This window comes from Stenotrophomonas sp. GZD-301, from assembly GCF_049310345.1.
Classification (GTDB): Bacteria; Pseudomonadota; Gammaproteobacteria; order Xanthomonadales; family Xanthomonadaceae; genus Stenotrophomonas.
The window spans coordinates 101,394-126,374 of the sequence record NZ_JBMOWY010000022.1; the positions used below are offsets into that span (position 1 = coordinate 101,394).

At 69.3% G+C, this 24,981-nt stretch carries 21 protein-coding genes and 1 tRNA gene; 14 read left to right on the forward strand and 8 right to left on the reverse strand.

Annotation, left to right across the window (positions count from 1 at the left end):
- Positions 1-14: 14 nt before the first annotated feature.
- Positions 15-839 (forward strand): AraC family transcriptional regulator, encoded by an 825-nt coding sequence (locus ACO6VK_RS05840; protein ID WP_422505969.1) that lies wholly within the window; start codon positions 15-17, stop codon positions 837-839.
- Between the two features lie 13 nt (positions 840-852).
- Here ACO6VK_RS05840 and ACO6VK_RS05845 read toward each other — a convergent pair whose 3' ends face one another.
- Positions 853-1,254 (reverse strand): hypothetical protein, encoded by a 402-nt coding sequence (locus ACO6VK_RS05845; protein ID WP_422505970.1) that lies wholly within the window; start codon positions 1,252-1,254, stop codon positions 853-855.
- A gap of 181 nt (positions 1,255-1,435) precedes the next feature.
- Between ACO6VK_RS05845 and ACO6VK_RS05850 the strand changes: the two genes are divergently transcribed.
- The 3 genes from ACO6VK_RS05850 to ACO6VK_RS05860 all read left to right on the forward strand — a co-directional run bounded on the left by ACO6VK_RS05850 (position 1,436) and on the right by ACO6VK_RS05860 (position 3,691).
- Positions 1,436-2,458, forward strand: a complete 1,023-nt coding sequence (locus ACO6VK_RS05850; protein WP_422505971.1) for an NADP-dependent oxidoreductase — start codon at positions 1,436-1,438, stop codon at positions 2,456-2,458.
- 101 nt (positions 2,459-2,559) lie between these two features.
- Positions 2,560-3,399, forward strand: coding sequence for a hypothetical protein (locus tag ACO6VK_RS05855; protein WP_422505972.1), 840 nt, complete (start codon positions 2,560-2,562; stop codon positions 3,397-3,399).
- Between the two features lie 124 nt (positions 3,400-3,523).
- Positions 3,524-3,691: a hypothetical protein gene (locus ACO6VK_RS05860; RefSeq protein WP_422505973.1), complete on the forward strand. Its 168-nt coding sequence runs from the start codon at positions 3,524-3,526 to the stop codon at positions 3,689-3,691.
- Between the two features lie 70 nt (positions 3,692-3,761).
- On the opposite strand, the gene ACO6VK_RS05865 is transcribed toward ACO6VK_RS05860, so the two are convergent.
- Positions 3,762-3,837: transfer RNA gene (locus ACO6VK_RS05865), tRNA-Ala, on the reverse strand.
- A 355-nt stretch (positions 3,838-4,192) separates the two neighbouring features.
- On the opposite strand from ACO6VK_RS05865, the gene ACO6VK_RS05870 reads away from it, so the two are divergent.
- On the forward strand, positions 4,193-6,529 hold the full coding sequence (locus ACO6VK_RS05870; protein ID WP_422505974.1) for a TonB-dependent receptor: 2,337 nt from the start codon (positions 4,193-4,195) through the stop codon (positions 6,527-6,529).
- A 194-nt stretch (positions 6,530-6,723) separates the two neighbouring features.
- Positions 6,724-7,857, forward strand: a complete 1,134-nt coding sequence (locus tag ACO6VK_RS05875) for a hypothetical protein (protein WP_422505975.1) — start codon at positions 6,724-6,726, stop codon at positions 7,855-7,857.
- Between the two features lie 49 nt (positions 7,858-7,906).
- Here ACO6VK_RS05875 and ACO6VK_RS05880 read toward each other — a convergent pair whose 3' ends face one another.
- Positions 7,907-9,079 (reverse strand): serine hydrolase domain-containing protein, encoded by a 1,173-nt coding sequence (locus tag ACO6VK_RS05880; protein WP_422505976.1) that lies wholly within the window; start codon positions 9,077-9,079, stop codon positions 7,907-7,909.
- A 150-nt stretch (positions 9,080-9,229) separates the two neighbouring features.
- A complete protein-coding gene (gene rnd / locus ACO6VK_RS05885) occupies positions 9,230-10,309 on the reverse strand; it encodes a ribonuclease D (protein WP_422505977.1) in 1,080 nt (359 codons plus the stop codon).
- Between the two features lie 164 nt (positions 10,310-10,473).
- Here rnd and ACO6VK_RS05890 point away from each other — a divergent pair, with 164 nt between their 5' ends.
- The gene (locus ACO6VK_RS05890; protein ID WP_422506002.1) at positions 10,474-12,300 is read left to right on the forward strand and encodes a formylglycine-generating enzyme family protein; all 1,827 of its coding nucleotides are present in this window, start codon (positions 10,474-10,476) and stop codon (positions 12,298-12,300) included.
- 59 nt (positions 12,301-12,359) lie between these two features.
- Entirely contained in the window at positions 12,360-13,256 is an 897-nt protein-coding gene (locus tag ACO6VK_RS05895) for a M48 family metallopeptidase (protein WP_422505978.1), read from the forward strand.
- A gap of 24 nt (positions 13,257-13,280) precedes the next feature.
- Here ACO6VK_RS05895 and xseA read toward each other — a convergent pair whose 3' ends face one another.
- Both xseA and queG read right to left on the reverse strand, forming a co-directional pair.
- Positions 13,281-14,621, reverse strand: coding sequence for an exodeoxyribonuclease VII large subunit (gene xseA, locus ACO6VK_RS05900; protein ID WP_422505979.1), 1,341 nt, complete (start codon positions 14,619-14,621; stop codon positions 13,281-13,283).
- Between the two features lie 55 nt (positions 14,622-14,676).
- Positions 14,677-15,765, reverse strand: a complete 1,089-nt coding sequence (gene queG / locus ACO6VK_RS05905; RefSeq protein WP_422505980.1) for a tRNA epoxyqueuosine(34) reductase QueG — start codon at positions 15,763-15,765, stop codon at positions 14,677-14,679.
- 25 nt (positions 15,766-15,790) lie between these two features.
- On the opposite strand from queG, the gene ACO6VK_RS05910 reads away from it, so the two are divergent.
- From ACO6VK_RS05910 to ACO6VK_RS05935, 6 genes are all read left to right on the forward strand, one after another.
- Positions 15,791-17,275: an NAD(P)H-hydrate dehydratase gene (locus ACO6VK_RS05910; protein ID WP_422505981.1), complete on the forward strand. Its 1,485-nt coding sequence runs from the start codon at positions 15,791-15,793 to the stop codon at positions 17,273-17,275.
- Positions 17,272-17,754: a tRNA (adenosine(37)-N6)-threonylcarbamoyltransferase complex ATPase subunit type 1 TsaE gene (gene tsaE, locus ACO6VK_RS05915; protein ID WP_422505982.1), complete on the forward strand. Its 483-nt coding sequence runs from the start codon at positions 17,272-17,274 to the stop codon at positions 17,752-17,754. Before ACO6VK_RS05910 ends, tsaE begins: the two co-directional genes overlap by 4 nt.
- Before the next feature lie 88 nt (positions 17,755-17,842).
- Complete coding sequence (locus ACO6VK_RS05920) at positions 17,843-19,438, forward strand: N-acetylmuramoyl-L-alanine amidase (protein WP_422505983.1); 1,596 nt, start codon at positions 17,843-17,845, stop codon at positions 19,436-19,438.
- Positions 19,439-19,576: 138 nt separating this feature from the next.
- Positions 19,577-21,454 (forward strand): DNA mismatch repair endonuclease MutL, encoded by a 1,878-nt coding sequence (gene mutL / locus ACO6VK_RS05925; RefSeq protein ID WP_422505984.1) that lies wholly within the window; start codon positions 19,577-19,579, stop codon positions 21,452-21,454.
- Positions 21,455-21,465: 11 nt separating this feature from the next.
- A complete protein-coding gene (locus tag ACO6VK_RS05930) occupies positions 21,466-22,404 on the forward strand; it encodes a DUF1684 domain-containing protein (RefSeq protein ID WP_422505985.1) in 939 nt (312 codons plus the stop codon).
- A gap of 4 nt (positions 22,405-22,408) precedes the next feature.
- On the forward strand, positions 22,409-23,368 hold the full coding sequence (locus ACO6VK_RS05935) for a TraB/GumN family protein (protein ID WP_422505986.1): 960 nt from the start codon (positions 22,409-22,411) through the stop codon (positions 23,366-23,368).
- A gap of 94 nt (positions 23,369-23,462) precedes the next feature.
- Here ACO6VK_RS05935 and phaR read toward each other — a convergent pair whose 3' ends face one another.
- The gene (phaR, locus tag ACO6VK_RS05940) at positions 23,463-24,020 is read right to left on the reverse strand and encodes a polyhydroxyalkanoate synthesis repressor PhaR (protein WP_422505987.1); all 558 of its coding nucleotides are present in this window, start codon (positions 24,018-24,020) and stop codon (positions 23,463-23,465) included.
- 168 nt (positions 24,021-24,188) lie between these two features.
- A complete protein-coding gene (gene phbB / locus ACO6VK_RS05945; RefSeq protein WP_017354975.1) occupies positions 24,189-24,929 on the reverse strand; it encodes an acetoacetyl-CoA reductase in 741 nt (246 codons plus the stop codon).
- Positions 24,930-24,981 lie beyond the last annotated feature (52 nt).

Below are 24,981 nucleotides of genomic sequence, written 5' to 3' on the forward strand. Positions count from 1 at the left end.
GACGCATCATGTCGATGAAGCGACACTCACAGCCGGCGCGGTCGGCGCCGTGGCGCGAAGTACCGGTGCCGCCGCTGCGTCGGTTGGCCTGGCCGGTGGTCGCGCGCAGCCAGCAGTTGGCCGCAGGGGAGCGCTTCCCGCCGCACGCGCATGGCTGGAACCAGCTCGTGTTTGCGACCGAAGGCGTACTGCAGGTCACCGCCGCGCATGCGCGCCACGTGATCACACCGCAGCAGGCGCTGTGGGTGCCCACGTCGACCGTGCATCACACCGGTGCCTTGAGTGCAGCCGCCTTCCGCAACCTGTACGTTGCCGATGACGCGGCCCCGGGCATGCCCGATCACTGCGTCGTGCTGGATGCATCACCGCTGCTGCGCGCGCTGATCGTCGAACTTGGCCGCACCGATCCCGAGGAGGATGCGGCCTGCTACCGCGCGCTGTGCCAGGTGATCTGCACACAGCTCCCGCGCCAGACGCGTCACGACCGGCACCTGCCGTGGCCGCAGGACGCGCGGCTGCAACGATGGTGCCAGCGGTTGTACGACCATCCCGGCGATGCGCGCGACATGCCGGCCTGGGCGCTGCGGATGGGCATCTCCGCGCGGACCCTGGCGCGTCATTTCGAGCGCGAGACCGGCATGAGCGTGCGTGCGTGGCGAGCGCGCCTGCGCCTGCTGCGCGCGATGGAAGGGCTGGTGCAGGGGCGCTCGCCCACCACCATCGCGCATGAACTCGGCTACGCCTCGGCGTCGGCGTTCAATTACATGTTCCGTATCGAAACCGGCATGACGCCGCTGCAGTGGCGCCGGGCGCGGCAGGCCGCAGACGCGCCGGGCTAGGGGCTCGCGCTGCTCAGGGTGGGGCTGGACAGTCCAGGTGAACCAGACGCTCGTCCTCGAAGCGCGCGCGGATCGTGCCGTCGCCCACCTTGTCGGCTGGCCACGAGGCCGTCCTGCCGGCGCCGGGCAGCGGGTTGCCCAGTTCGAAATACACGTGCCCGCGACTGTCGCCGGGCTGCACGCGCCCGCAGCGCCCGAGCGGCGACGCCATCTGGCCGCAATCGCCTTGCAGCAGGCACAGGCGGGTGTAGCACTGCCGTGCACCGGAGGACCAATGGCCCTGCGCCAGCAGGCAGCCCGGTTCGGTGGCCAGCACCGCCCAGCACGCCAAGCCGAACACGGTGGTGGCCGACATCAGCGCGAGCAGGAGGTAGCGGCGCAGGTGGCGGCGGACATGGGCAGGGAGGCGGATCATGGCGCGATGATGCGCTACTGGAATGCTGTAGTGCCACCGGACGCGTCGATGTCCGTCGCGCAAGGCGCGCGGCGGGTGGCCAGGCACGGCATCGATGGAACGCTGTTTTACCCCACTCCCGCGCAGGGCGGCAGCGCTTACTGTCGGGGTTCCCGTTCGTTCCGTGTGGAGATGTCTGCCAATGAGTGACCTCACCAACGCCCGCATCGTGCTGGCCTCGCGTCCCCGTGGCGAGCCGACGGCGGCCGATTTCCGTCTGGAGCACGTGCCGGTGCCGGTGCCTGGCGAAGGCCAGGTGCTGCTGCGCAACCGCTTCCTGTCGCTGGACCCGTACATGCGCGGTCGCATGGAGGAAGGCCCGTCCTATGCTGCGCCGGTCGCGCTGGATGCGGTGATGGAAGGGCGGACCGTTTCCGATGTGCTGGCCTCCAATTACCCCGGCATTGCCGTCGGCGACCGGGTGCTGGCCACCGGCAACTGGCAGACGCACGCGGTGGTCGATGGCGATCGGGTTACCCGCACGCTGCACGACAACGGGCTGCCACCCAGTACCGCGCTCGGTGTGCTCGGCATGCCCGGGTTCACCGCCTACGCCGGGCTGCGCGAGATCGGCAAGGTGCAGGCGGGCGAGACGCTGGTGGTGGCGGCCGCCAGCGGCCCGGTGGGGGCCACGGTCGGGCAGATCGCCAAGCTGCAGGGCGCGCGCGTCGTCGGCATCGCCGGCGGTGAGCAGAAGCGCCGCTACCTGGAAAGGCTGGGGTTCGATGTGGCGCTGGACCACCGTGCGGTGGACTTCGCCGACCAGCTGCGCCACGCGGTGCCGGCCGGTATCGACGTGTATTTCGAGAACGTCGGCGGGCATGTGTTCGAGGCGGTGGTGCCGCTGCTCAACGACTTCGCGCGCATTCCCGTATGCGGCACCATCGCCACCTACAACGCACGCGACGCGGTGCTGCCCGGGCCGGACCGCCTGCCGGGCTTCATGAGCCGCGTGCTGCGCCAGCGCCTGGCCGTGCGTGGTTTCATCCAGTCCGATTTCCATGCGCTGTTTCCGCAGTTCCTCACCGACATGACCGCGTGGGTCAAGGCCGGACGCGTGCAGTACCGCGAAGACATCGTCGAGGGCCTGGCGAACGCGCCGGAGGCCTTCTTCGGCCTCCTCAAGGGCCGCAACTTCGGCAAGCTGGTGATCGCGCTGGCATGACGGCACAACGGAGCCGGTGACACGCGCGGCCGCATCCCTATCCCCGCACGCGAGACGCATGCGAGAATCCCGCGAATCACTAACAAGGAGCGGGGGGAAGCATGGGATTTCTGATGTTCATCGTGGCGCTGGGTCTGGGTGCCGCCGCGTGGTACCTGGTTGCCGGGAAGGTGCTGGCCGGCAAGTCGGTGCCGGTCCGCCACGGTGCGGGGCTGGTCGCCTCGCTGGCGGTCTTCCTTGGCGCGTTGATCGTGATGGCGATTGCCGGCCTGATCAAACCCGCGGCACCGGTCGAGCTGACCCCGGCGCAGGCCGAGCAGGCCGCAGCGCGCGAGGCCGAACGGGCGCAGCAGGCCACGGCGCGCGATGCCGAACGGGCGCAGCAGGATGCCGAGCGTGACGCACGCAAGGCCGGCCGCGCGTTCGAGGCGTCCAAGGACAAGACGTTGAAGGAGATCGCCGAGACCGGTCCTGCCAAGGCGCGCACGTTCGCCGAAAGCTATGCGGCCATGAATGGCGTGGACGAGGCGTCGCGCGAGGCGTTCTACCTGTGCCTGGGCGACTACATCGGCAGCAAGGATGGCGAGCTCAAGGCCGCCAATGTGCTGGGCTGGTGCCTGAACGATTTCAAGCACGACCCGGCCAAATTCGTGACCGAGAAGTCGCGCTACGACTATTTCAAGGTGCGCAGCCAGTTCAGCGCGTGGGACGGGTCCAGCTACAAGGTGGATAAGTTCATCAAATCGACGATGCAGAATCCGGACTCCTACAAGCACGTCAGCACGCGCCACCACGTCCGGGTCGATCCCACCGAGACGTTCGTGCTGGTGGACACCACCTTCCGCGGTACCAACGCCTTCGGCGGCGTGGTGACCAACGAGGTGCGACTCAAGGTCGATCCTGCCACCGGCGAGGTGCTGGACGTGCTTCACGCGCAGTAAGCCGGGGCGCGGCAATCGGGCGTGATGCCGGTTGCCGCGCAGGCGGAGACATGTACGTCACGGTCGAACCGCCACGCTGGTGCCATCGGGCCCTGTACCGGGCCTGCCACCATGAGCATCGACCATGAGCAGTACGCAGCCGCCGCGAAAGGATGACAAGCAGGGCATCCAGGAAAGCCAGCAGGACCGCAAGCAGGACGAAACCGCCAAGCAGCGTCCGGGCCAGCACGACCAGCAGGTGCACGACGCCAACACGCGGCGCCCGCCGCGGCAGGACCAGCCGCCGGAGTAATCCGCCAGCGGGATCCTTCAGGACACAAAAAACCCCGGGAACCGTGTTCCCGGGGTTTTTCATGGAATCGTGGTGGAGCCAGGGAGGATCGAACTCCCGACCTCGTCATTGCGAACGACGCGCTCTCCCAGCTGAGCTATGGCCCCACGGATGCTGCGATCCGCATGGCGCCGGCCGAGCCGGTGAACCACGCGACCGGGCTAGTGTAGCGCTGCCACGTCGGGGCTGCAAAGGGGGGCCGGCGCCGGGCAGGGCGGGCGTCTGCAGCCAAGGTCTGTTCTTCCGGACCGGGCGCGCGCCGGGCATAATCCGCGCCACGCATCCTGGCAGCAGCCAACCGATCAGGGTCGGGGATGGACGGCCGTCCCCCCGCATCGCCCTGAAAACAACCTGCAACATCCGCGCAATATCGTGCCGCATCGCTGCGCAACCAGCGGTGCTGTTGTTGTTTTCCTGCGTGCCCTGCACGCCACCCAGTTCAGTACTGCCCGAGACCCTTGCATGCCTGTCAATCGCACCACCTCCGTGTCCCTGCGTCATTCTTCCCGCCGCGCCGCCGGTTCGCCGCCGCGCCGCCATGCCCTGGCGCTGGCCTGTGCCACCGCCTCGCTGCTCGGCCTGGCCGGCGCTGCCTCGGCCCAGGACGCGAGCCCGACCTCGCTGGACGCGATCACCGTGACCGCCGATCACCGCGAGCGCAATCTGCAGGAAGTGCCGGTGTCGGTCGGCGTGGTGCAGGGCGAGCGCATGCGCGACTACACCGCCGGCGGCGACGACACGCTGCTGGCGCTGTCGGGCAAGGTGCCGAGCTTCTACGCCGAAACCACCACCGGCCGCATCTTCCCGCGCTTCTACATCCGTGGCCTGGGCAACATCGACTTCTACCTGGGTGCGTCGCAGCCGGTGTCGATCATCCAGGACGACGTGGTGCTCGAGCACGTCGTGCTCAAGTCCAACCCGGTCTATGACGTGGACCAGGTCGAAGTGCTGCGTGGCCCGCAGGGCACGTTGTTCGGCCGCAACACCACCGCCGGCATCGTCAAGTTCGACAGCATCAAGCCGAGCCAGGACTACAGCGGCCGCGTGCAGGCCAGCTACGGCACCTACGGCAGCGTTGCAGTGGACGGCGGCTTCGGTGGCCCGATCAACGACATCGCCTCGTTCCGTGTCTCGGCGCTGTACCAGCACCGCGATGACTACGTGGACAACACCTACACCGGCCCGAGCGCCGATGGCACGGTGTCGCCGAAGAAGAATGCGATGGGCGGCTTCGACGACCGCAACGTGCGCGCGCAGCTGCTGCTGCAGCCCAGCGATGCCTTCTCGCTGCTGGCCTCGGCGCATGCGCGCGACTACGACGGCACCTCCACCCTGTTCCTGCGCAGCGCGCTGACCAAGGGTTCCAACAAGACCGACGTGCCGCGCGACAAGGTCGCCTACGACGAAGCCGGCAACAATCCGCAGGCCTACAAGACCTACGGCGGCTCGATCAAGGCGGTCTACGATTTCGGCAACGTGTCGCTGACCTCGATCACCGCCTACGAAACCACCTCCGGCTACAGCCGTGGTGACACCGACGGCGGCGCGGCGGTGAACTATCCGGTCAATGGCGTGCCTAACGGCTACGGCCAGTCGATGGGCCAGATCCGTGATCTGGACCAGTGGACCCAGGAAATCCGTCTGGCCAACGGCGACGACAACCGCCTGAAGTGGCAGGTCGGCGCGTTCTACTTCGACGGCCGCGACACCACCGATTTCTACCAGCGCGCCTGGTTCCTGCAGGGCAATGCACGCAATCCGAACAACTGGGTGCGCCTGCGCAACGTCAATACCTCGTGGGCCGGGTTCGGCCAGATCAGCTACGACGTCACCGACAAGTTCACCCTGACCGCCGGTCTGCGCCAGACCCGCGACGAGAAGCACACCCGCCTGCTGAAGACCGCCGACACCGCCGCCGGCGTGGTGACCTACAAGGGTCGCACCGACGTGGAAATGTCCGACACCACGCCGAGCTGGGACGTCAGCGCGATGTATGCGTTCAATCCGCAGCTCAGCGTGTATGCGCGCGTGGCCCGCGGCTTCCGCGGCCCGACCATTCAGGGCCGCTCGGCCGTGTTCAATGCCGACTTCACCACCGCGGACTCGGAAACCATCCTGTCCTGGGAAGCGGGCATCAAGAGCAGCCTGTGGGACAACCGCCTGCGCGTGAATGCCGCTGCGTTCACCTACGTGGTCAACGACATCCAGCTCAACGGCAACGATTCGGACGGCAACGGCGTGCTGTTCAACGCCGACAAGGCCAAGGCCTACGGCCTGGAAGCGGACATGGAGCTGCGCCCGATCCCGAACCTGAGCCTGAGCGCCGGTGTGAGCCTGCTGCACAGCGAAATCCAGGACGATCGCGTGTATGCGCAGGTGTGCGCCCTCAACGGTGCCGTGGTGTGTACGGTGAACGATCCGACCATCAAGGTCGGCGCGAACACCTTCGCCCAGATCAACGGCAACCCGCTGCCGAACGCGCCGAAGTACAACATCAACCTGGCCGCGCGTTATGACATGCCGGTCAACGACAGCGATGTGTTCTTCGTCTCCACCGACTGGAACAAGCAGGGCTACACCAGCTTCGTGCTGTACGACTCGGCCGAGTTCAACTCCAAGGGCAGCTTCGAAGGCGGCCTGAAGCTGGGCTACTCGGGCAACTATGGCGCGTGGGAAGTGGCGCTGTTCGCGCGCAACATCACCAATGAGAAGAACCTCAAGGGTGTGATCGAGAACTACATGGCGGCGGTGTACAACGAACCGCGCACCGTGGGCGTTTCGCTCAACATGAACTGGTAAGTGGACACGGCATCGGCGCCGCGCGATCGCGGTGCCGATGCTGCCTGTTGCCTGCCTCGACGACGCCCTGCCAACGCAGGGCGTCGTCGTTTCCGGTGTGCATCGATGGCAACCGGAGGTGCATGTTATGGTCGCGCACCGCATCGCGTGCCGGCGATGCCGCGCGGATGTTCCGTGTTGAAAGGATCTCGACCATGCTTGAACAGCTGCATACAACCTATTCCGATGCCACCGCTGCGCGCGCGCTGATCACGCAGTGCCGGGCGCAGGTGGTGCGCTGGCGCTGGGCGACCGCTTCGATGGCGTTCGATCCGCCGTTCTCCAAAGAGAAGGACGGCGGCCCCACGCCGCGCTGGGTCGCCGACGACAAGGCCAAGCCCGGTGCGCATGTCCGGCACGGCCTGGATGCGGACGGCCGCGTGGTGATCGAATGCGAGGCGGACGGTGACTGCACTGCGTGGCTGCATGGCCCGGAGGGGCGCCACAGCCTGTCCTTCGACGAGGATGCGCGCCTGACTGCCGCGTGGGCGTGGCGCGAACGCGAGGGCCGCCTGCACGGTCTGGACCTGATTGATGGCACGCGTGGCTTCAACGAAACCTACCATTGGGAGGGCGACCAGCTGCAGCGCGTGGTGGTCGAGAACTGGTCACGGCGCGAGCGGACCTGGTGGTGCCAGAATGTTTTCACCTACAACGACGCCGGCCAGCTCGATACGATCGTCCTGGAATACCTGACGGCCGAGGGTCGCCGCACCGGGGAGCGCCGCCTGGAGTATCAGCGCCCACGCCCGGGTGAGACCCTGGCGACGGTCACGGCGGAGGTCGAGCGGCTGCTGATCGACGCGATCGCGGCACAGCTGCCGCGCATTCCGCGCGATGAACCGCTGTACTGCCTGCTGCTCTGTTTCACCGAGGAGGACACCCCCTCGGCATGGCCGCCGTTCCTGGTCTGGGGCCGGCAATCGTATCGGGACGCAGTGATGGCACGGGGCGAGGAGGTGCGTTACTACCTGTGGGCACCCGACGAGATCCGCGAGGTGCAGGGCGACGCGCACGAGCACTGGTTCACCGAGCCGGCGTTGACCGAGGTCTGTCAGCGCCATAACCAGTACATGGAACTGCGCCGCAGTTCGGCATCGGCCAACGGCGTGCTGCGCCAGGTGGCCGCGTGGCTGGATGCACCCGAGCGCCGCGCGCAGCTCGTCACCACCGACGATTTCGTGGTGGCCGTGGCCGACAACACCGGCGCGGTGAATCCGTTGCCGGCCATACGCAAGGCCATTGGTACGGAGCGTTGGGCGCTGCTGAAATCACGCGGTTACGTGTGAGCAGCGCCGCCCTGCGCGCATGGGCGGCAGGGCGGTGCGGCAGGCCGGTTCATCTGGCGGCAGGCGCGGCCAGCGGCGGTGCCAGTTCGGCGAACAGGCCGCCCAGTACGCCCATCGTGGCCTTGTCCGCGCCCATGTCGTCGGCCGCGTTGGCGATGGCGATCACGGCGTTGTTCTGGCCCGGGAACAGCACCACCCAGGCCAGCCAGTTGCCATCCGAGCCGCCGTGCACGAGCACCGGCCCCTGGCGCCCGGCGATGGAGGGCTGCACGCCCCAGTCCAGGCCCGATCCGCTGCCCGGCTGCGCGGTCTGCATCAACGCGTAGGACGCCGGTGTGAGCAGCGTGCCCTTGCCCTGGCTGCCGGCCAACTGGTCGATGGCGAACAACGCCAGGTCCTGCAGGCGCATGTGCAGGTTGCCGGCGGCGGTGTAGATCGGCGGTACGCCGTCATCGGCCTTGCGCGGTGCGGTGGTCACCGGTTTGCCGGCGCGGTGGCCCAGCGGCTGGTTGCCGCGCGTCGGGCCGAAACCGGCGCCCGTCATGCCCAGCGGACCGAATACTTCGCGCTGCATCAGCGTTTCGACATCCTGGCCGGTGGCGTGCTCGGCAATCACCGCGGCAATCAGGAAGCCGCTGTTGCTGTAGGCGAACTCGGTACCCGGTGCATGCACCGGCGCCTCGGCCAACGCAGCCTTGATATAGGCCTCGCGCTGCACCGGCAGCGGCCGGGCGTCGGTGAAGAAGGCATCCAGTGCGGCCGCATCGGTCAGGTTTTCCGGCAGGCCGGCGCGGTGCGACAGCAGCTGTACCAGGGTGACATTGCGGTACTCCGGGCGCATCTGCGCCGACAGTTCCGGCAGCATCGTCGACAACGGGGCATCCCACGTCAGCACGCCTTGTTCGACCAGGCGCGCGATCATCGCCACGGTAATCGGCTTGCCGGTGGAGCCGATCATCCACTGGTCGTCGCGGGTGGCGGCGGTCTTGGCGTCGCTGCGGCGCACGCCGCTGACCGCCTGGTCGGCGACCTTGCCATCGCGGATCACCAGCACGCCCATCGCGGGGGTGGCGGTGCCCTGCATGGCGGTGGTGATGCGCGCATCGAGCGTGTCGGCGGCACCGGCGTTGCCGATCGCCAGGATCAGCCCCAGCGCCAGCAACGCGCGCAGGCGTCGCGCGCCACTGGGAGCCACGGTCCATCGTGTCCGGATCGATTGCATGGGAATCCTTGCAGGGGTGGCGGTGAAGCCACTCTTGCACGCAGCACGGTGCGTTCCCATATGTCTGCGGTCATGGCCGCCTGCGGTTGATTCAGCCTGCAGCAGGGCAGTGCGCGTGGTCGATGTCGACCACGCGCGCGTGCCGCGCGATCACCCGGCCGGCAGCAGCGGTGCGAGCGTCGGTTCGAGCTGCGCCTGGCGCCAGCCGGCCAGTGCGGCCGGCCACTGACGGCTTTCCAGATAGCTTTCCAGATGCTTGCGCGAGGCCAGCACGCCATCGGGCAGGCCCAGCTCGGCGGTGCGTGCGGCGACCGCATCCTGCAGGCGCTTGAGCGCCTGCTTGTTGGTGTCATTGGCCGGCAGTGCCAACGGTGCCTCGGCCTCGTCGTCCAGCGGCGTGACCAGCGCCTGCCAGACCTGTGCGGCCAGCTTGCGTGGCGCCTTGGGGAAGCCCTCCATCAGCGTGCCGAGCGCATCGACATCGGCCGGCGGCGTACGCGCGAGCACAGCGGCCAGCTCGTTGTCGAGAATCCAGCTGCGCGGCTTGTCGCTGGCGCGCGCCTGCACATCGCGCCAGCGCAGCAGGCGCAGCAGACGCATCTGCGCGGGAGTATCCATGAACTGCGCCGAGCGCATGGCCACATGCGGCCACCGTTCTTCGTCATGCTCGACGCTGGCGAGCAGGCGCTCGGCATCGTCCTGCAGCCACTGGCGGCGATCGAGCTCGCCCAGCCTGGCGTCGATCGCGTCGTGCAGTCCGAACAGGTATTCGACGTCATCGGCGGCATACTCCAGCTGCGCGTCCGAGAGCGGGCGGCGCATCCAGTCCGACCGCGTCTCGCCCTTGGCCAGGGTGACGCCGGTGATGGCGTTGACCAGCTTCTGGTACCCCATGCCGCCACCGATGCCGGCCAGCGCCGCACCGATCTGGGTGTCGAACAGCGGCCGCGGCAGGGCGCCGCAGGCGACCTTGAAGGTGACCAGGTCTTCGCTGGCGCTGTGCATGATCTTGAGGATCGAGGTGTCGGTCAGCCAGGGCGCCAGGGCCTCGGTCATGCCGGGGATCAGCGGATCGATCAGCAGGATTTCATCGCCGACCGCCATCTGCACCAGCGCCAGTTGCGGCCAGTACGTGCGCTCGCGGATGAACTCGGTATCCAGGCCGATGCGGGTGGGGCGCTGGCGGTAGCGCTCGTCCAGTTCCGCCGGGGTTTTGATCCAGTAAGCCACGTGGGGTTCCATCAACTGCAGGGTCTGCTCAGGGTAGGGAGGATAACGCGATGCACCCGCACGCGGCCGCGCCAGTATGATGAGGGCCTGATCTACCTGGCGGCAGGGAACCGAATTTGCGATCGTCCGGCACATCGCCGTTGTTGCTGGCCCTGGTGCTGGGGATGGCCAGCGGCTGCTCCCCCTCACCGCCGCCGGCCGCCTCGGCGCCGCCAGCGGCTGCTACCCGGCCGGCGCCCGCCGTGCGTGAGCCGGTGGCCGCACAGGTCACCATCGGGGGCGAGGACGCGGCCGAGACCGTGCAGCGCTGGGAGCCGCCGGCAGTCGTGATCGACGCGCAGGGCGTGGCCAAGGCGCACCGCGACGCGGCGCAGGCGTTCGAGCAGGGGCGGTTGTATGCCACGGCCGCCGACGCGATCCCGATCTGGCTGGGTCTGTTGCAGCACAATCCCGCCGACCGCCAGGCGCAGGCCGGGCTGAAGCGGGCACGGCAGCGGCTGCTGGAGGAAGCGGCCGGTCTGCTGGACCGCCCGCTGAAGCAGCGCGAGGCGCTGGCCGAGGCCGGCGACATGGCCCTGGTGCTGCTGACTCTGGCTCCGGAAGACCCCAAGGTGCGCCAGCTGCAGACCCGCGTGGAGATGGCGCAGCGGGTGGTGGCCTACAACCGCGCCGGTGAGGACGACCTGCGCGCCGGGCGTATCGGTGAAGATGGCGACGGCGCGATTCCCAACTTCCGTGAGGCGCTGGCCCAGGACCCGGACAACGCGCGCGCGCGCCAGGGGCTGGCGGCAGCGGAGAGCGCCTTGATCCGGCGCGCCGAGGATGCCGCGCGCGCCACCGACTTCAGCACCGCCGGCACCTGGTTGGCCGAGGCGGCCAAGGTGCGCGATTCGTCGATCACCATCGCCGATGCGTTCGAACGGATCGAGCGCATCCGCGCCGAGACGCTGGTCCGGCTGCGCGATGAAGGCCTGCGCGACCTGGCCACGCCACAGGGGCTCAAACCGGCGCGGCAGAAGCTGGAGGATGCGCTGCGGATCGCGCTGCCGGGTGATCCGGTGGTGGTGCAGCTGCGCGAGCGCATCGAGCTGGTCACGCACTACGGCAGCTTCCGGCCGCGCCAGGTGTTCAGCGATGCGCTGCGCGATGGCGGGCGCGGGCCGCAGATGATCGTGGTGCCGCATGGCGGCTTCCAGATGGGGGCGGGCGACAGCGAGCCTGGCGCCACCGATGCGGAGAAGCCCTCCCACTACGTGCGGTTCGAGCGCGGCTTCGCCCTGTCGATCACCGAGGTGACCGTGGCCGACTTCCGCCGCTATGTGGAGGCGACCAAGGCGCGCCCCCGCGCGACCCGGCGCGGCCATTCGATCGTGTATGACGAGCGCAGCGGCAACTTCATGCGCCGCAGCGGGGTGGACTGGCAGTCGGACTACAACGGCGCGCCGGCAATCGCCACGCTGCCGGTGATGCACGTCAGCGTGCGCGATGCCGAGCATTACGCTGCCTGGCTGTCCGAGCAGACCGGCCGCTCCTACCGCCTGCCCAGCGAGGCCGAGTTCGAGTACGCCCTGCGCGCCGGCAGCAGCGGCCGCTACCCGTGGGGCGACGCCGGCACGCCACCGCCACGCGCGGGCAACTTCACCGGCGGCAAGGATGTGTCGCCGTCCGGCCGCCACTGGTACAACGCCTTCGTCGGCTACGGCGACGGCTACTGGGGCCCGGCCCCCGTAGCGACCTTCGAGCCCAATGCCTGGGGGGTGCACGACATTGCCGGCAACCTCAGCGAGTGGGTCGCCGACTGCTGGCACGCCAGCTATCGGCGCGCGCCGTCCGATGGCGTGGCCTGGTTCAACCCGGGCTGCCGCCAGCGGGTGATCCGCGGCGGCAACTGGGCCAACGCGCCCGAGCAGACCCGCGCCGCCTGGCGCCAGTCGCAGGACTCGGACACCACCAGCGCCCGCATCGGCTTCCGGCTGGTGCGCGGCATCTGAGCGATCTAGGATGGGCGGGCGCGGGGCGGCGTGCCCCGAACCCACCAGGAACCACGAGCATGCGCAACGATCCGTTTGGCGGTCAGCAGCAGGGCCGGGCCCGGCGACCGGGATTGTTCGGCAACATCCGCTGGTGGGTGCTGCTGGCCTTCGCCGGCTACGCGGCGTTCTACTGGTTCTCCAACCGCGCGGTGGACCCCTATACCGGGGAAAGCGTGCTGATCGACAGCTCGCTCGATGCCACCCAGGAGAAGGCGCTGGGGCTGCAGGCCTACCAGCAGATCCTGGCGCAGGAGCGCCCGGTGGACCCCAATCTGCAGGTATCGCGCGATGTGCGTGCGATTGCCCAGCGGCTGATCAACAAGGTGGACGTGGTGGAAACCGCGCTGGCCGAGGAGCACGGGCTCAAGCCGGCGCATTTCTCGCGCGACTTCGAGTGGGAAGTGAACGTCATCCAGTCCGAGCAGGCCAACGCGTTCTGCCTGCCGGGCGGCAAAATGGCGGTGTACACCGGGTTGATCCCGGTGGCGCGCACCACCGATGCGATGGCGGTGGTGATGGGGCATGAGATTGCCCACGCGCTGCTGCGTCACGGCGCGCAGCGCATGGCCCAGCAGAAGCTGACCCAGATCGGGCAGATGGCCGGCGCGGCCAGTGGCATGGACCCGCAGCAGCAACAGATGGTGATGTCGGCGATGGGCTACGGCTACCTGCTGCCGTACGCGCGCAGCCACGAAACCCAGGCCGATGAAGTGGGCCTGATGCTCGCCGCCGCCGCCTGCTTCGACCCGCGCGAAGCGATTCCGCTGTGGGAGCGGATGGGCCAGAGCAGCGGGCAGGCACCGCCGGAGTTCTCCTCCACCCATCCCAATCCGGGCACGCGCATCCAGAACCTGCAGGCGCTGATGCCCAAGGCGATGGAGTACCGCAAGCGCTTCTGCGAGAGCGCCGGATAACGCGGCCGCAGCCGGCACGGCGGCTCAGCGGGCGGGGTCTTTCACCACCACCTGGATCGCGCCGTCCTGCACGCGCGCGGTGAGCGCGTCGCCGGGACGGACCTGCAACGGGGACCGCACCAGGCTGCCATCGTCCTCGCGGGTCAGGATGGCGTAACCGCGTGCCACCGTGGCCAGCGGGCTGACCGCTTCCATTGAACGGGCGAGGGCACGCAGGCGCAGGCCATCACGTTGCAGGTGGCGCGCGATGGCGCCATCGGCACGCGGCTGCAGGCGCTGCAGCCGCTCGCGCAGCGCATCCAGGCGACGTTGCGGGTGACCGTTGCGCAGCACCGCTGCGGCATGTCGCAGCCGCGCCAGGCGGCGCTCGTGCAGTTGCTGCCACAGGGCGGCGAGGTGCCGCGCCGCGTCCTGCTGGCGCCGCCGCAGCAGCTGCAGGCGGGCCTGCGGGCTCTGTGCATTGAGGCGCAGCAGGGCGCGGTCGGTGCGTTGCATGGCCTGGCCCAGTGCATGGCGCTGCAACTGCGCCAGGCGCGCGTCCAGGCGGCGCAGATGCAGCGCCAGGTCACGCTGGTCGGGCACCAGCAGTTCGGCGGCGACCGAGGGCGTGGGTGCGCGCAGGTCGGCGGCGAAGTCGGCCAGGCTGAAGTCGGTTTCGTGACCGACCGCCGAGACCACCGGGGTGGTGCTGGCGGCGATGGCACGGGCCAGCTGCTCGTCGTTGAACGCCCACAGGTCTTCCAGCGAGCCGCCGCCGCGGGTCAGCAGGATCACGTCGTAGCGGCCGCTGGCGTCGGCGCCGCGCAGCAGCGCGGTGATCTGCGCGGCGGCACTGTCGCCCTGCACCAGGCTGGGCAGCAGGTCCACTTCCAGCAGCGGGAAGCGTCGTTCCAGCACGCTCAGCACGTCGCGTACGGCGGCGCCGGTGGGCGAGGTGATCACCGCCAGGCGGCGCACGTGCGCGGGCAGGGCGCGCTTGCGCTCGGGCGCGAACAGGCCTTCGGCCTCCAGGCGCGCCTTGAGCTGCTCATACGCGCGGCGCAGGGCGCCTTCGCCGGCTTCCTCCATGTGGTCCAGCACCAGCTGGTACTCGCCACGCGCTTCGTACAGGGTCAGCCGGCCGCGGGCGAGCACGCGCATGCCTTCGCGCGGGATGAACTTCAGCCACTGGCTCTTGGGCTTGAACAGCGCGGCGCGGATCTGTGCGCGCGCATCCTTCAGCGTGAAATACATGTGGCCGGACGCCGGGCGGGTGACGCTGCCGAGTTCGGCTTCCACCCAGATCAGCGGGAAGGCGCCTTCCAGCAGGTCGCGGGCCAGGATGTTGAGCTGGCTGGGCGTGAGGATCTGCGCGCTGCGGTCCATGAGGGGATAGAACGGTACGAACGGGCGGTCATGGTCGCACGTTGGCGCCTGTCCTTCATCCCGCTGCGTCGCGCCCGGCGTGCTGCTGCAGCGCCCATTCCACGTGCTCGCGCACGATTGCCGACGGATGTGCGCGGCGTGCGTGCAGCGCGGCCAGGGTGTCGGCATGGGTGGGCGCGTTGCCGAGCGCCACGGCGATGTTGCGCAGCCAGCGCTCGTGGCCGCTGCGGCGGATCGGGCTGCCTTCGGTGCGGCGCAGGAACTCGTCTTCCTCCCAGGCGAACAGCTGTGCCAGCGAGGCGGTGTCCAGATCGTTGCGCGCGCGGAAATCGGGTTCGTCGGTGCGCCGGGCAAACTTGTTCCAGGGGCAGACCAGCTGACAGTCGTCGCAGCCGTAGATGCGGTTGCCCATCAGCGGGCGCATCGGCTCGGGAATGGCGCCCTCGTGCTCGATGGTCAGGTAGGAGATGCAGCGCCGCGCATCCAGGCGCTGCGGCCCGATGATTGCCTGGGTGGGGCACACATCGATGCAGCGCGTGCAGGTGCCGCAGTGCGCGGTTGCGGGCGTGTCCACCGGCAGTGGCAGGTCGACGTAGATCTCGCCAAGGAAGAACCACGAGCCGCCCTGGCGGTCGATCAGGCAGGTGTGCTTGCCGATCCAGCCCAGCCCGGCGTTGCGCGCCAGCGCGCGCTCCAGCACCGGCGCCGAATCGACAAACACCCGGTAACCGAACGGGCCGATCTCGGCGGCGAGGGCATCGGCGAATTTCTGCAGCCGGTTGCGCATCAGCTTGTGGTAGTCGCGGCCCAGCGCGTAGCGCGCCACGTAGGCGCGGTCGCCATCGTGCAGGGTGTCCCAGGCCTGGGCATCGTCCTTGTGGCCGTAGTCCATGCCCACCGAGATCACCCGCACGGTGCCGGGCAGCAGTTCGGCCGGACGCGCGCGCAGCGTGCCGTGGCGGGCCATCCACTGCATGGTCCCGTACAGGCCCTTGCCCAGCCAGTCGGCGAGGTGCGCCTCATCCTCGCCCAGATCGATGCCGGCCACCCCGCAGCGCTGGAATCCGTGCGCCCGCGCAAGCGCGCGCAGCCGGTGGGCGGCCAGGGCGGGATCGAGCGGGACAGGGGCGGGGACGGCGGACATGAGGGTGCAAGTATAGAATCCCGTCATGCTTGAACTCGCTGAACTCTTCGATACGCCTGCCGCCCGCCGCATCGATGCCCAGGCCAGTGCGCTGCTGGGCGACGGTGGCGCCTCGCTGATGGACCAGGCCGGTCTGGCCGCCTGGCAGTGCCTGCTGGAGCACTGGCCGCAGGCCCAGCGCATCGGTGTGCTGGCCGGGCGCGGCAACAACGGGGGCGACGGCTACGTGCTGGCGGCGCTGGCACGCCAGTCCGGCCGCCAGGTGCAGGTGCTGCACCTGCCCGGCGACGCGCCGGCCACAGCGCTGGCCCAGCGCGCGCAGGCCGCCTTCGTGGCGCAGGGGGGCGAGGTGCTGGTCGGCGATGCGCCGCTGCCGGCAATGGACGTCTGGGTGGATGCGCTGTTCGGGATCGGGTTGGATCGCGCGCCGGAGGCGGCTGCCGCCGCACGCATTGCCGCACTCAACCAGGCGCTGGCCCCGGTGCTGGCACTGGATGTACCCAGCGGCGTGGATGCGCGCACGGGCGCAGTGCCGGGCGTGGCGGTGCGGGCTGCGGTGACCCTGCAGTTCATCGTCTGCCACCAGGGCCTGTACACCGGCGACGCGCTGGAATACGTCGGCGAGCGGCGGCTGGCACCGCTGCAGCTGCCCGAGGGCAGCGCCCAGGACGTGGCCGCGTCGGCGTCGCGCTGGCACCACGAACGCGTGCGCGCGCTGCTGGCGCCCCGCCGCGCCAACACCCACAAGGGCGAGTCGGGGCAGGTCCTGTGCGTGGGCGGCAACCTCGGCAGTGGCGGCGCGGTGATGCTGTCCAGCGAGGCGGCCCTGCGCAGTGGTGCCGGGCTGGTCCGTGTGGCCACCCGCCAGGCGCATGTCACCGCGCTGCTGTCCCGCCTGCCCGAAGCGATGGTGCACGCGGTGGAGGACGCCCAGGACCTGGCCGCGCTGCTGCCGCGGTCCGGCGTGATCGCAATCGGCCCGGGACTGGGCCAGGACGACTGGGCGCATGAACTGTGGCGGCAGGTGCTTGGCGCCGGCCGTCCGCTGGTGGTCGATGCGGACGCCTTGAACCTGCTGGCGCAGGCACCGCAGCCGCTGCCCGATGCCGTGCTGACCCCGCACCCGGGCGAGGCCGCGCGCCTGCTCGGCTGCAGCACCGCCGAGGTGCAGGGCGATCGCTTCGCCGCCGCGCGTGCATTGACCGACCGCTACCAGGCCGTGGTGGTACTGAAGGGGGCCGGCACGCTGGTCGCCGCGCCGCACGCCCGCCCGCGGGTGATTGCCGCCGGCAATCCCGGCATGGCCGTGGGCGGCATGGGTGACCTGCTGACCGGGGTGATCGCCGCGCTGCGCGCGCAGGGGCTGGAGGCGTTCGACGCGGCCAGCACCGGCGCGCTGCTGCATGCCCTGGCCGGCGACGCCGCCGCCGCCGAAGGCCAGCGCGGCCTGCTGCCCACCGATCTTCTGGCGCCGCTGCGCCGCTTCGTCAATCCGGACCGCCCCGCATGATCACGTTCTTCCTCGCCGAACCCGCCGACACCGACCTGCTCGGGCAGTGGCTGGCCGCCACCCGCCCGGCGCAGGCCGTGGTGCAGCTGCAGGGCGACCTGGGGGCCGGCAAGTCAACGCTGGCCCGTGCGCTGCTGCGCGCGCTGGGTGTCCAGGGCCCGATCCGCAGCCCCACCTACACGCTGGTCGAGCGCTATCCGTTGGTCGATGGGCACGAGGCCTGGCACCTGGACCTGTACCGCATCGGGCACGCCGGGGAGCTGGATTTCCTCGGGCTCGACGAAGGCAGCGCGTCGCTGTGGCTGGTCGAATGGCCCGAGCGGGGCGCTGGCGCCCTGCCGCCCACCGACCTGGTGGTGGCGCTGGAGATCGAGGGGCAGGGGCGTCGCGTGCGGCTCAGTGCGGACAGCGCGACGGGCCGTGAATGGCTCGATCGCCTCCCGCAAGGGGGTGACTTGCAGGCCCTTTCTGTCGGCTGACACTAGGAAACTCCGGCAGGTTACGGATTATTAAGGGAAAAGGAGTTGCATTTCATTCAGCGCGGTGATTGAATCCTGACCCATGCCAATGGGGAAACCACTCACTGCCCTCTGTGCCGTCGTCGGACTCTGTCTGGCGAGCGCCGTGGCGTGGGCGGGCGAGATCCGCCACGTCGCCCTGGACACCGGCGCCACCGGCACCCGCGCGGAGATCGCGCTGTCCGGCAGCGGCGGCTACAAGACCCTGACCCTGGCCGGCCCGAACCGCCTGGTGGTCGATTTCCCCGATTCCAGTGCCATCCGCAGCCTCAAGCTGCCCGCGCCCAAGGGCGTGGTCACGGCCGTGCGTACCGGCCAGCCGGTACCCGGCACGTTCCGGGTGGTGTTCGACCTGGCCGAGTCGGTGGCACCGTTCAAGCCGCAGATGCGCAAGCAGGGCAATGATTCGACGCTGGTGATCGAATGGCCGGGCGATGGCGCCGCCAACGTGGCCAGCGCACCGGCCAGCGCTGCACCGGCCGCACCCGTTCCCGCACCGACCACCACGCCGCCCCCCATCCCCGCACCGACGGTGGTCGCGCAGACCCCTGCACCGACGCCGGCTGACAACGCCCAGGCGCGCAACGATGCCGCCCGCGCGACCGCGCTGCTGACCGCCTCGGTTCGCCAGCAGGCCAGCGCTACCGCGGCGGCGCCGGTCCCAACGCCCGCCCCGACCACGGCCACCGCCAACGTGGCCGCAGCAGGCAATGCCAACGCCGCCAGCAACTCCGCATCGCCGGCGGCGATCCTCGCCGGACAGCCGACCGCGGCCGTTGTGGCCGCGCCGGTCCCAACGCCTGCCCCGACCGCCACGACCGCGACCGAGAGCCCGCGTCCGGCGATGCCCAGCGATGCGTCGCGGATGAAGATGCGCCCGGGCATGCGCACCCTGGTGGTGGCGATCGATCCCGGTCACGGTGGCCAGGATCCTGGCGCGGTCGGCCCGACCGGCAAGCGCGAGAAGGACATCACCCTGGCCGTGGCGCGCGAACTGGCGCGGCAGGTCAATGCCACGCCGGGCCTGAAGGCCTTCCTGACGCGCGACTCCGACGTGTTCATCCCGCTGCCGATGCGTGCGCAGAAGGCGCGTGCCGCCAAGGCCGACATCTTCATTTCGATCCATGCCGACGCGGCCGAGAACCGCGCGGCAACCGGTTCGTCGGTGTACGTGCTGTCCACCAAGGGCGCGTCCTCGCAGCGCGCCCGCTGGCTGGCCGACAAGGAAAACGCCGCCGATCTGGTCGGTGGCGTGCGCCTGCAGCAGACCGAGGGCACCTTGGCCAACGTGCTGCTGGACCTGGCCCAGAGCGGCTACATGAAAGCCTCCGAAGACGCCGCCGGACATGTGCTGGGTGGGTTGAAGCGGATTGGCAAGAACCACAAGCCGAACATCGAGCGCGCCAACTTCGCGGTGCTGCGCACCTCGGACATGCCGGCGATGCTGGTGGAAACCGCGTTCATCTCCAACCCGGACGAGGAACGGCGCCTGATCGACCCGGCGTACCAGCGCCAGATCGCCGGTGCCGTACTCGATGGCGTGCACACCTTCTTCAGCCGCCAGCCCCCACCCGGCACCCTGTACGCCGCACGCGCCCAGGCCGAAATCGACGCCGCCGGCACCGTCGCCGGGGGAAGCAAATAAAAACCCGCCGCTGGCGGGTTTTTATTTGCTGTAGAGCCGGCCTCTGGCCGGCTGTCCTTCGAGCCGCTGGCGGGTTTTTATTTGCCCGTAGAGCCGGCCTCTGGCCGGCTGCACGAAGGATGCCGCTATCATTCACACATGAGCATCCGCCAACTTCCCGACATCCTCATCAATCAGATCGCCGCAGGCGAGGTCGTCGAACGGCCGGCCTCGGTGGTCAAGGAACTGGTGGAAAACGCCCTCGATGCCGGTGCCACGCGCGTGGACATCGACCTGGAAGAAGGCGGTGTGCGCCTGATCCGGATCCGCGACGACGGCGGTGGCATTGCCCCCGAAGAGCTGCCGCTGGCCGTCTCCCGCCACGCCACCAGCAAGATCGCCAGCCTGGACGACCTCGAAGCGGTAGCCACGCTGGGTTTCCGTGGCGAAGCCCTGCCGTCCATCGCCTCGGTCAGCCGCTTCACCCTGTCCTCGCGACGCCCCGGCGACGCGCACGGCTCGGCGCTGCAGATCGAGGGCGGCAAACTCGGGGAGGTGACGCCGCGTGCACACGCACCGGGCACCACCGTCGAAGTGCGCGAGCTGTTCTACAACGTGCCGGCGCGCCGCAAGTTCCTGCGCGCCGAGCGCACCGAACTGGGCCATATCGAAGAGTGGCTGCGCTCGCTGGCGCTGGCCCGCCCGGATGTGGAACTGCGGGTGTCGCACAACGGCAAAGCGTCGCGCCGCTACAAGCCGGGCGACCTGTACTCCGACGCGCGCCTGGGCGAGACGCTGGGCGAGGACTTCGCGGCGCAGGCGCTGCGCGTGGACCACAGCGGTGCCGGCCTGCGTCTGCATGGCTGGATCGCGCAGCCGCATTACTCGCGGGCCAGTACCGATCAGCAGTACCTGTACGTCAACGGCCGGTCGGTGCGTGACCGCAGCGTTGCCCACGCGGTGAAGATGGCCTATGGCGATGTGCTGTTCCACGGCCGGCAGCCGGCCTACGTGCTGTTCCTGGAGCTGGACCCGACCCGCGTGGACGTCAATGTGCACCCGGCCAAACACGAAGTGCGCTTCCGCGATTCGCGGCTGATCCACGATTTCGTCTACCGCACGTTGAAGGACGCACTGGCCGAAACCCGGGCCGGCATGACCGCCGTCGGTGTCGAGGCCGGTGCGGGCATGGCCACGCCGATGGACATGCAGGCGATGCCTGCCGGATCGGCGGGCACCGGCGGTTACGCGCTGGCCGGCGGTGGAGGTGGTGGTGGAATGGGCGGCGGCCAGTGGCGGCCGCAACAGTCGCCGCTGGGCCTGCGCGTGGCCGATGCGCCGTCTGCGTATGCCGCGCTGTATGCGCAGCCACGCGCCGACGACGACACCGCAGCCGCGCCGATGCCGATGCCAGGCCAGTACGGATTGCCGACGACGTCGGCCGACAGCGGTGTGCCGCCGCTCGGGTACGCGGTCGCGCAGCTGCACGGCATCTACATCCTGGCCGAGAACGCCGAAGGCCTGATCGTGGTGGACATGCACGCCGCCCATGAGCGCATCGGCTACGAGCGCCTGAAGACCGCGCACGACGGCATCGGGCTGCACGCGCAGCCGCTGCTGGTGCCGATCACCCTGGCGGTGGGCGAGCGCGACGCCGATACCGCCGAGCGCGAAGCGGACACGCTGGTGTCGCTGGGCTTTGAGATCACACGCTCCGGCCCGGGCTCGCTGCATGTGCGCAGCATTCCGGCGCTGCTGGCCAATGCCGAACCCGAAGGCCTGCTGCGCGACGTGCTGACCGACCTGCGCGAGCACGGCCAGAGCCGGCGCATCGCCAGCGCACGCGACGAGCTGCTGTCGACGATGGCCTGCCACGGTGCCGTGCGCGCCAACCGTCGGCTCACCGTGCCGGAAATGAACGCGCTGCTGCGCGACATGGAAATCACCGAGCGCTCGGGCCAGTGCAATCATGGCCGGCCGACCTGGGCCCGTTTTTCGCTGGCGGAAATCGACCGCTGGTTCCTGCGCGGACGTTGAAGGGGACACACATGGGGACGTGGGGAGGGCGGGCCGCACTGGCCTGCATGGTGCTCGTGCTTGGGGGGTGCGGGGACAGGGCAGCGGACACGCCGGTCGCGGTGGCGACCGATCCGGCCTTCGCGGCCGAACAGCAGCAATGGCGCCAGCAGCGGTACACCGAGCTGGTGGCCGCCGATGGCTGGACCACCCTGGTTGGCCTGCATTGGCTGGAGCACAAAGCGCATTACATCGGCCGTGGTCCCGGCAGTGGCATCCGCCTGGCGGTAGGGCCGGACAAACTGGGCATGGTGGCGCGCACGGGTGACCAGGTGTGGTTTACCCCCGAGCGTGGCGTGGCGGTCAGCGTGGATGGCGCGCCGGTGCACGGCCGCATCCGCCTCTTCAGCGACCGCGATGCAACGCCGACGGTGATCGCCTTCGATGACGGCAAGGGGCACCTGAGCCTGATCCATCGCGGCGAGCGTTTCGCACTGCGGGTCAAGCACGCCGATGCCGCCTCGCGCATCGGCTTCACCGGCCTGCTGTACTGGCCCGGCGGCCCGTCGTGGAAGGTGCAGGCGCGCTATGTGCCGCATCCGGCCGGCAAGACCCTGTCGATCGTGGACATCACTGGCCTGACCACCGCGATGCCCAACGCCGGCGCGCTGACGTTCGAGCGCGACGGCGTCAACTACCGCCTGGAAGCCATCGGCGAGCCGGGCGGCCCGCTGTTCGTGATCTTCGGCGACCGCACCAGCGGCCACGGCAGCTACCCGGCGGGCCGCTACCTGGACACCGACGCACCCGACGCCCAAGGCAATGTGGTGCTGGATTTCAACCGCGCCTACAACCCGCCGTGCGCGTTCACGCCGTTCGCCACGTGCCCGCTGACACCCCCTGAAAACAGACTCGACCTGCGCGTGGACGCTGGCGAGAAGGCTTACCACGCACCCGAAGGAGAGGGTTGAACCCATGCACATGTTGTCCCGTTGCCTGTTCCCGTTGCTGATCGCCGCCGGCCTGTCGTTCGGCATGCCCGCGCACGCCCGCGACGCCGCCCCGGCTGCAAAACCGGCCGCAAAGGCGGCCACCCCGGTGCCGCTGTTGTGGAAGGTCACCGGCCCGGGTGACAGCCGCATGTACCTGCTGGGGTCCTTCCACCTGCTGCGCGCCGCCGACTACCCCCTCTCGGCCGACGTGGACCGCGCCTTCGCCGACACGCAGCGCGTGGTGTTCGAGCTGTCGCCGCAGGACATGGAGTCGCCGCAGCTGGCACAGAAAATGGTGCAGGCGGCAGTCCGCACCGATGGCAGCGAACTCAAGCGCGACCTCGATGCGCCGACCTGGACGCGGCTGCAGGCCTACGCGCGCGACAACAACCTGCCGCTGGCGCAGCTGCAGGGCATGAAGCCGTGGTTCGTCGGGCTGAGCATCACGCTCAGCCAGTTCACCAAGATGGGCCTGGACCCGAAGCTCGGCCTGGACCGCCACTTCATGACCCTGGCGGCGGCGTCCGGTAAATCCACTGGGGGCCTGGAAGACATCGATACCCAGATCGCGGTGCTGTCGGGGATGTCGGCACAGGAGCAGCAGCAGATGGTGGCCGAGGCGCTGGAACAGGCCGACAAGGGCGACGAGGATGGGCGCAAGCTGCACGACGCATGGCGCCGCGGCGACGACAAGCTGCTGTGGAACTCGATGGCCGTGCAGCTGCGCAGCCAGTACCCGCAGCTGTACAAGCGCATCAACACCGACCGCAACGACGCCTGGGTGCCCAAGCTGCAGCAGCACCTGCAGGCCGGGCAGGGCGGTACGCTGGTGGTGGTGGGTACGCTGCACCTGCTGGGCAACGATGGCGTGGTGGAAAAACTGCGCGCCAAGGGCTACACGGTGGAGCGGATCTGCACGGGCTGCGCCAAGCCCAAGCGCTGAGCCAACGCGCGGCACCTGCGAAAACGGCGCGGCCCGAGGGCTGCGCCGTTTGTCGTTGTGGGGCCGGACAGTGTGGGGCGGAGAGCCCCGTGGATCAGCGGCGGGTCTTGCCGGTGCCCGGCGTGGATGGTGCATCGGGCTTGCGTGCGCCGCCGGCGGTGCCACCGCCCGTCGCAGGGCCGGTACCGGTACCGGTGCCACCCGGACGCCCGCCGAAGCCGGTGCCCATGTTGCGCTGGAAGTCCTGCCACAGCTCCAGATTGCGCTCGGTGAGCTGGTTCATCATCGCCCACGGCGTCTGGCCGAGCAGGTTGCCCATCTGCTGGCGGAACTGCTGCTGCTGGTCCAGGAACACCTGCATGCTGCGCTCCAGGTAATTGCCCATGAAGCCCTGCAGCGAATCGCCGTAGAAGCGGATCAACTGGCTCAGCAGCTGCGTGGACAGCATCGGTTCGCCGTCCTGCTCCTGGTCGGCGATGATCTGCAGCAGCACCGAACGGGTCAGGTCGTCGCCGCTCTTGGCGTCGCGGACTTCGAAGTCCTCGCCATCCAGGATCAGCTGGCGGACGTCTTCGATGGTGATGTAGCTCGAAATTTCAGTGTCGTAGAGACGGCGGTTGGGATACTTCTTGATAATGCGGGTCGCAGCCATGAAGCAATCACTCGTCACAGTAGGCGCGCAGCATGGCGCAGTGCAGCAGCCTATGCAACCGCCGGAAGGCCCATGCGGCGGGGTATCCGGGCCGATTCATGTTGCGCAGCATGGAATTTCGCAGGGTGCAGCATTGACGCGTGCGCCGGGCAGTGCCCGGCGGCGCGCTTACCAGCCCATATGGTGGCCGCCGTTGATGTCCAGGTTCGACCCGGTGATCCAGGCCGCTTCCTCGGCCACCAGGAAGGCCACCGCATAGGCGATTTCCTCGGGCTTGCCGAGGCGGCCGGTCGGAATGTCGGCGATGATCTTGGCGCGCACTTCGTCCGGTACCGCCATCACCATGTCGGTGGCCACATAGCCGGGCGAGATGGTGTTGACGGTGATGCCGAAGCCGGCATTCTCGCGTGCAAGCGAGATGGTGAAGCCGTGCATGCCGGCCTTCGCGGCGGCGTAGTTGGCCTGGCCGTACTGGCCCTTCAGGCCGTTGATCGAACTGATCTGGATCACCCGGCCCCAGCCCCGGCGGCGCATGCCTTCGATCACCGGGCGGGTGACGTTGAATACCGAATTGAGGTTGGTATTGATGACGTCATGCCACTGCTCGGCGCGCATGCGGTGGAAGGTGGTGTCGCGGGTGATGCCGGCGTTGTTGATCAGGATCTCTACCGGGCCCAGCGCGGCCTCGACCGACTGCACCATCGCCTCGGCCGTGTCCGGGTTGGAGACGTCGCCACGGAAGAGCGCCACGTCGCAGCCACGCGCCAGCATCATCTCCCGCCAGGCGTCGGCCTTGGCCTGGTCACGGTAGTTGGTGGCGACCCGATGACCCTGGTCGGCCAGGCGCTGGCAGATGGCGGTGCCGATGCCGCCGGTGCCACCGGTGACCAGTGCGACGCGAGATGTCATGAGCAGCTACTCCGAACGGCAGGGCCAGCAAAGGGGGGAAGGGGATTCTGCA

What these genes read in the sequence shown, in the direction of transcription:
- ACO6VK_RS05880 (WP_422505976.1), bottom strand. Translation starts at nt 9,079, where the DNA reads ATGCAATCGATCCGGACACGATGGACCGTGGCTCCCAGTGGCGCGCGA.
- phaR (WP_422505987.1), bottom strand. Translation starts at nt 24,020, where the DNA reads ATGGCTGCGACCCGCATTATCAAGAAGTATCCCAACCGCCGTCTCTAC.
- ACO6VK_RS05895 (WP_422505978.1), top strand. Translation starts at nt 12,360, where the DNA reads ATGCGCAACGATCCGTTTGGCGGTCAGCAGCAGGGCCGGGCCCGGCGA.
- ACO6VK_RS05875 (WP_422505975.1), top strand. Translation starts at nt 6,724, where the DNA reads ATGCTTGAACAGCTGCATACAACCTATTCCGATGCCACCGCTGCGCGC.
- xseA (WP_422505979.1), bottom strand. Translation starts at nt 14,621, where the DNA reads ATGGACCGCAGCGCGCAGATCCTCACGCCCAGCCAGCTCAACATCCTG.
- ACO6VK_RS05840 (WP_422505969.1), top strand. Translation starts at nt 15, where the DNA reads ATGAAGCGACACTCACAGCCGGCGCGGTCGGCGCCGTGGCGCGAAGTA.
- ACO6VK_RS05930 (WP_422505985.1), top strand. Translation starts at nt 21,466, where the DNA reads ATGGGGACGTGGGGAGGGCGGGCCGCACTGGCCTGCATGGTGCTCGTG.
- phbB (WP_017354975.1), bottom strand. Translation starts at nt 24,929, where the DNA reads ATGACATCTCGCGTCGCACTGGTCACCGGTGGCACCGGCGGCATCGGC.
- ACO6VK_RS05890 (WP_422506002.1), top strand. Translation starts at nt 10,474, where the DNA reads ATGGCCAGCGGCTGCTCCCCCTCACCGCCGCCGGCCGCCTCGGCGCCG.
- queG (WP_422505980.1), bottom strand. Translation starts at nt 15,765, where the DNA reads ATGTCCGCCGTCCCCGCCCCTGTCCCGCTCGATCCCGCCCTGGCCGCC.
- ACO6VK_RS05860 (WP_422505973.1), top strand. Translation starts at nt 3,524, where the DNA reads ATGAGCAGTACGCAGCCGCCGCGAAAGGATGACAAGCAGGGCATCCAG.
- ACO6VK_RS05845 (WP_422505970.1), bottom strand. Translation starts at nt 1,254, where the DNA reads ATGATCCGCCTCCCTGCCCATGTCCGCCGCCACCTGCGCCGCTACCTC.
- ACO6VK_RS05850 (WP_422505971.1), top strand. Translation starts at nt 1,436, where the DNA reads ATGAGTGACCTCACCAACGCCCGCATCGTGCTGGCCTCGCGTCCCCGT.
- ACO6VK_RS05910 (WP_422505981.1), top strand. Translation starts at nt 15,791, where the DNA reads ATGCTTGAACTCGCTGAACTCTTCGATACGCCTGCCGCCCGCCGCATC.
- ACO6VK_RS05855 (WP_422505972.1), top strand. Translation starts at nt 2,560, where the DNA reads ATGGGATTTCTGATGTTCATCGTGGCGCTGGGTCTGGGTGCCGCCGCG.
- ACO6VK_RS05920 (WP_422505983.1), top strand. Translation starts at nt 17,843, where the DNA reads ATGGGGAAACCACTCACTGCCCTCTGTGCCGTCGTCGGACTCTGTCTG.
- ACO6VK_RS05870 (WP_422505974.1), top strand. Translation starts at nt 4,193, where the DNA reads ATGCCTGTCAATCGCACCACCTCCGTGTCCCTGCGTCATTCTTCCCGC.
- tsaE (WP_422505982.1), top strand. Translation starts at nt 17,272, where the DNA reads ATGATCACGTTCTTCCTCGCCGAACCCGCCGACACCGACCTGCTCGGG.
- ACO6VK_RS05935 (WP_422505986.1), top strand. Translation starts at nt 22,409, where the DNA reads ATGCACATGTTGTCCCGTTGCCTGTTCCCGTTGCTGATCGCCGCCGGC.
- mutL (WP_422505984.1), top strand. Translation starts at nt 19,577, where the DNA reads ATGAGCATCCGCCAACTTCCCGACATCCTCATCAATCAGATCGCCGCA.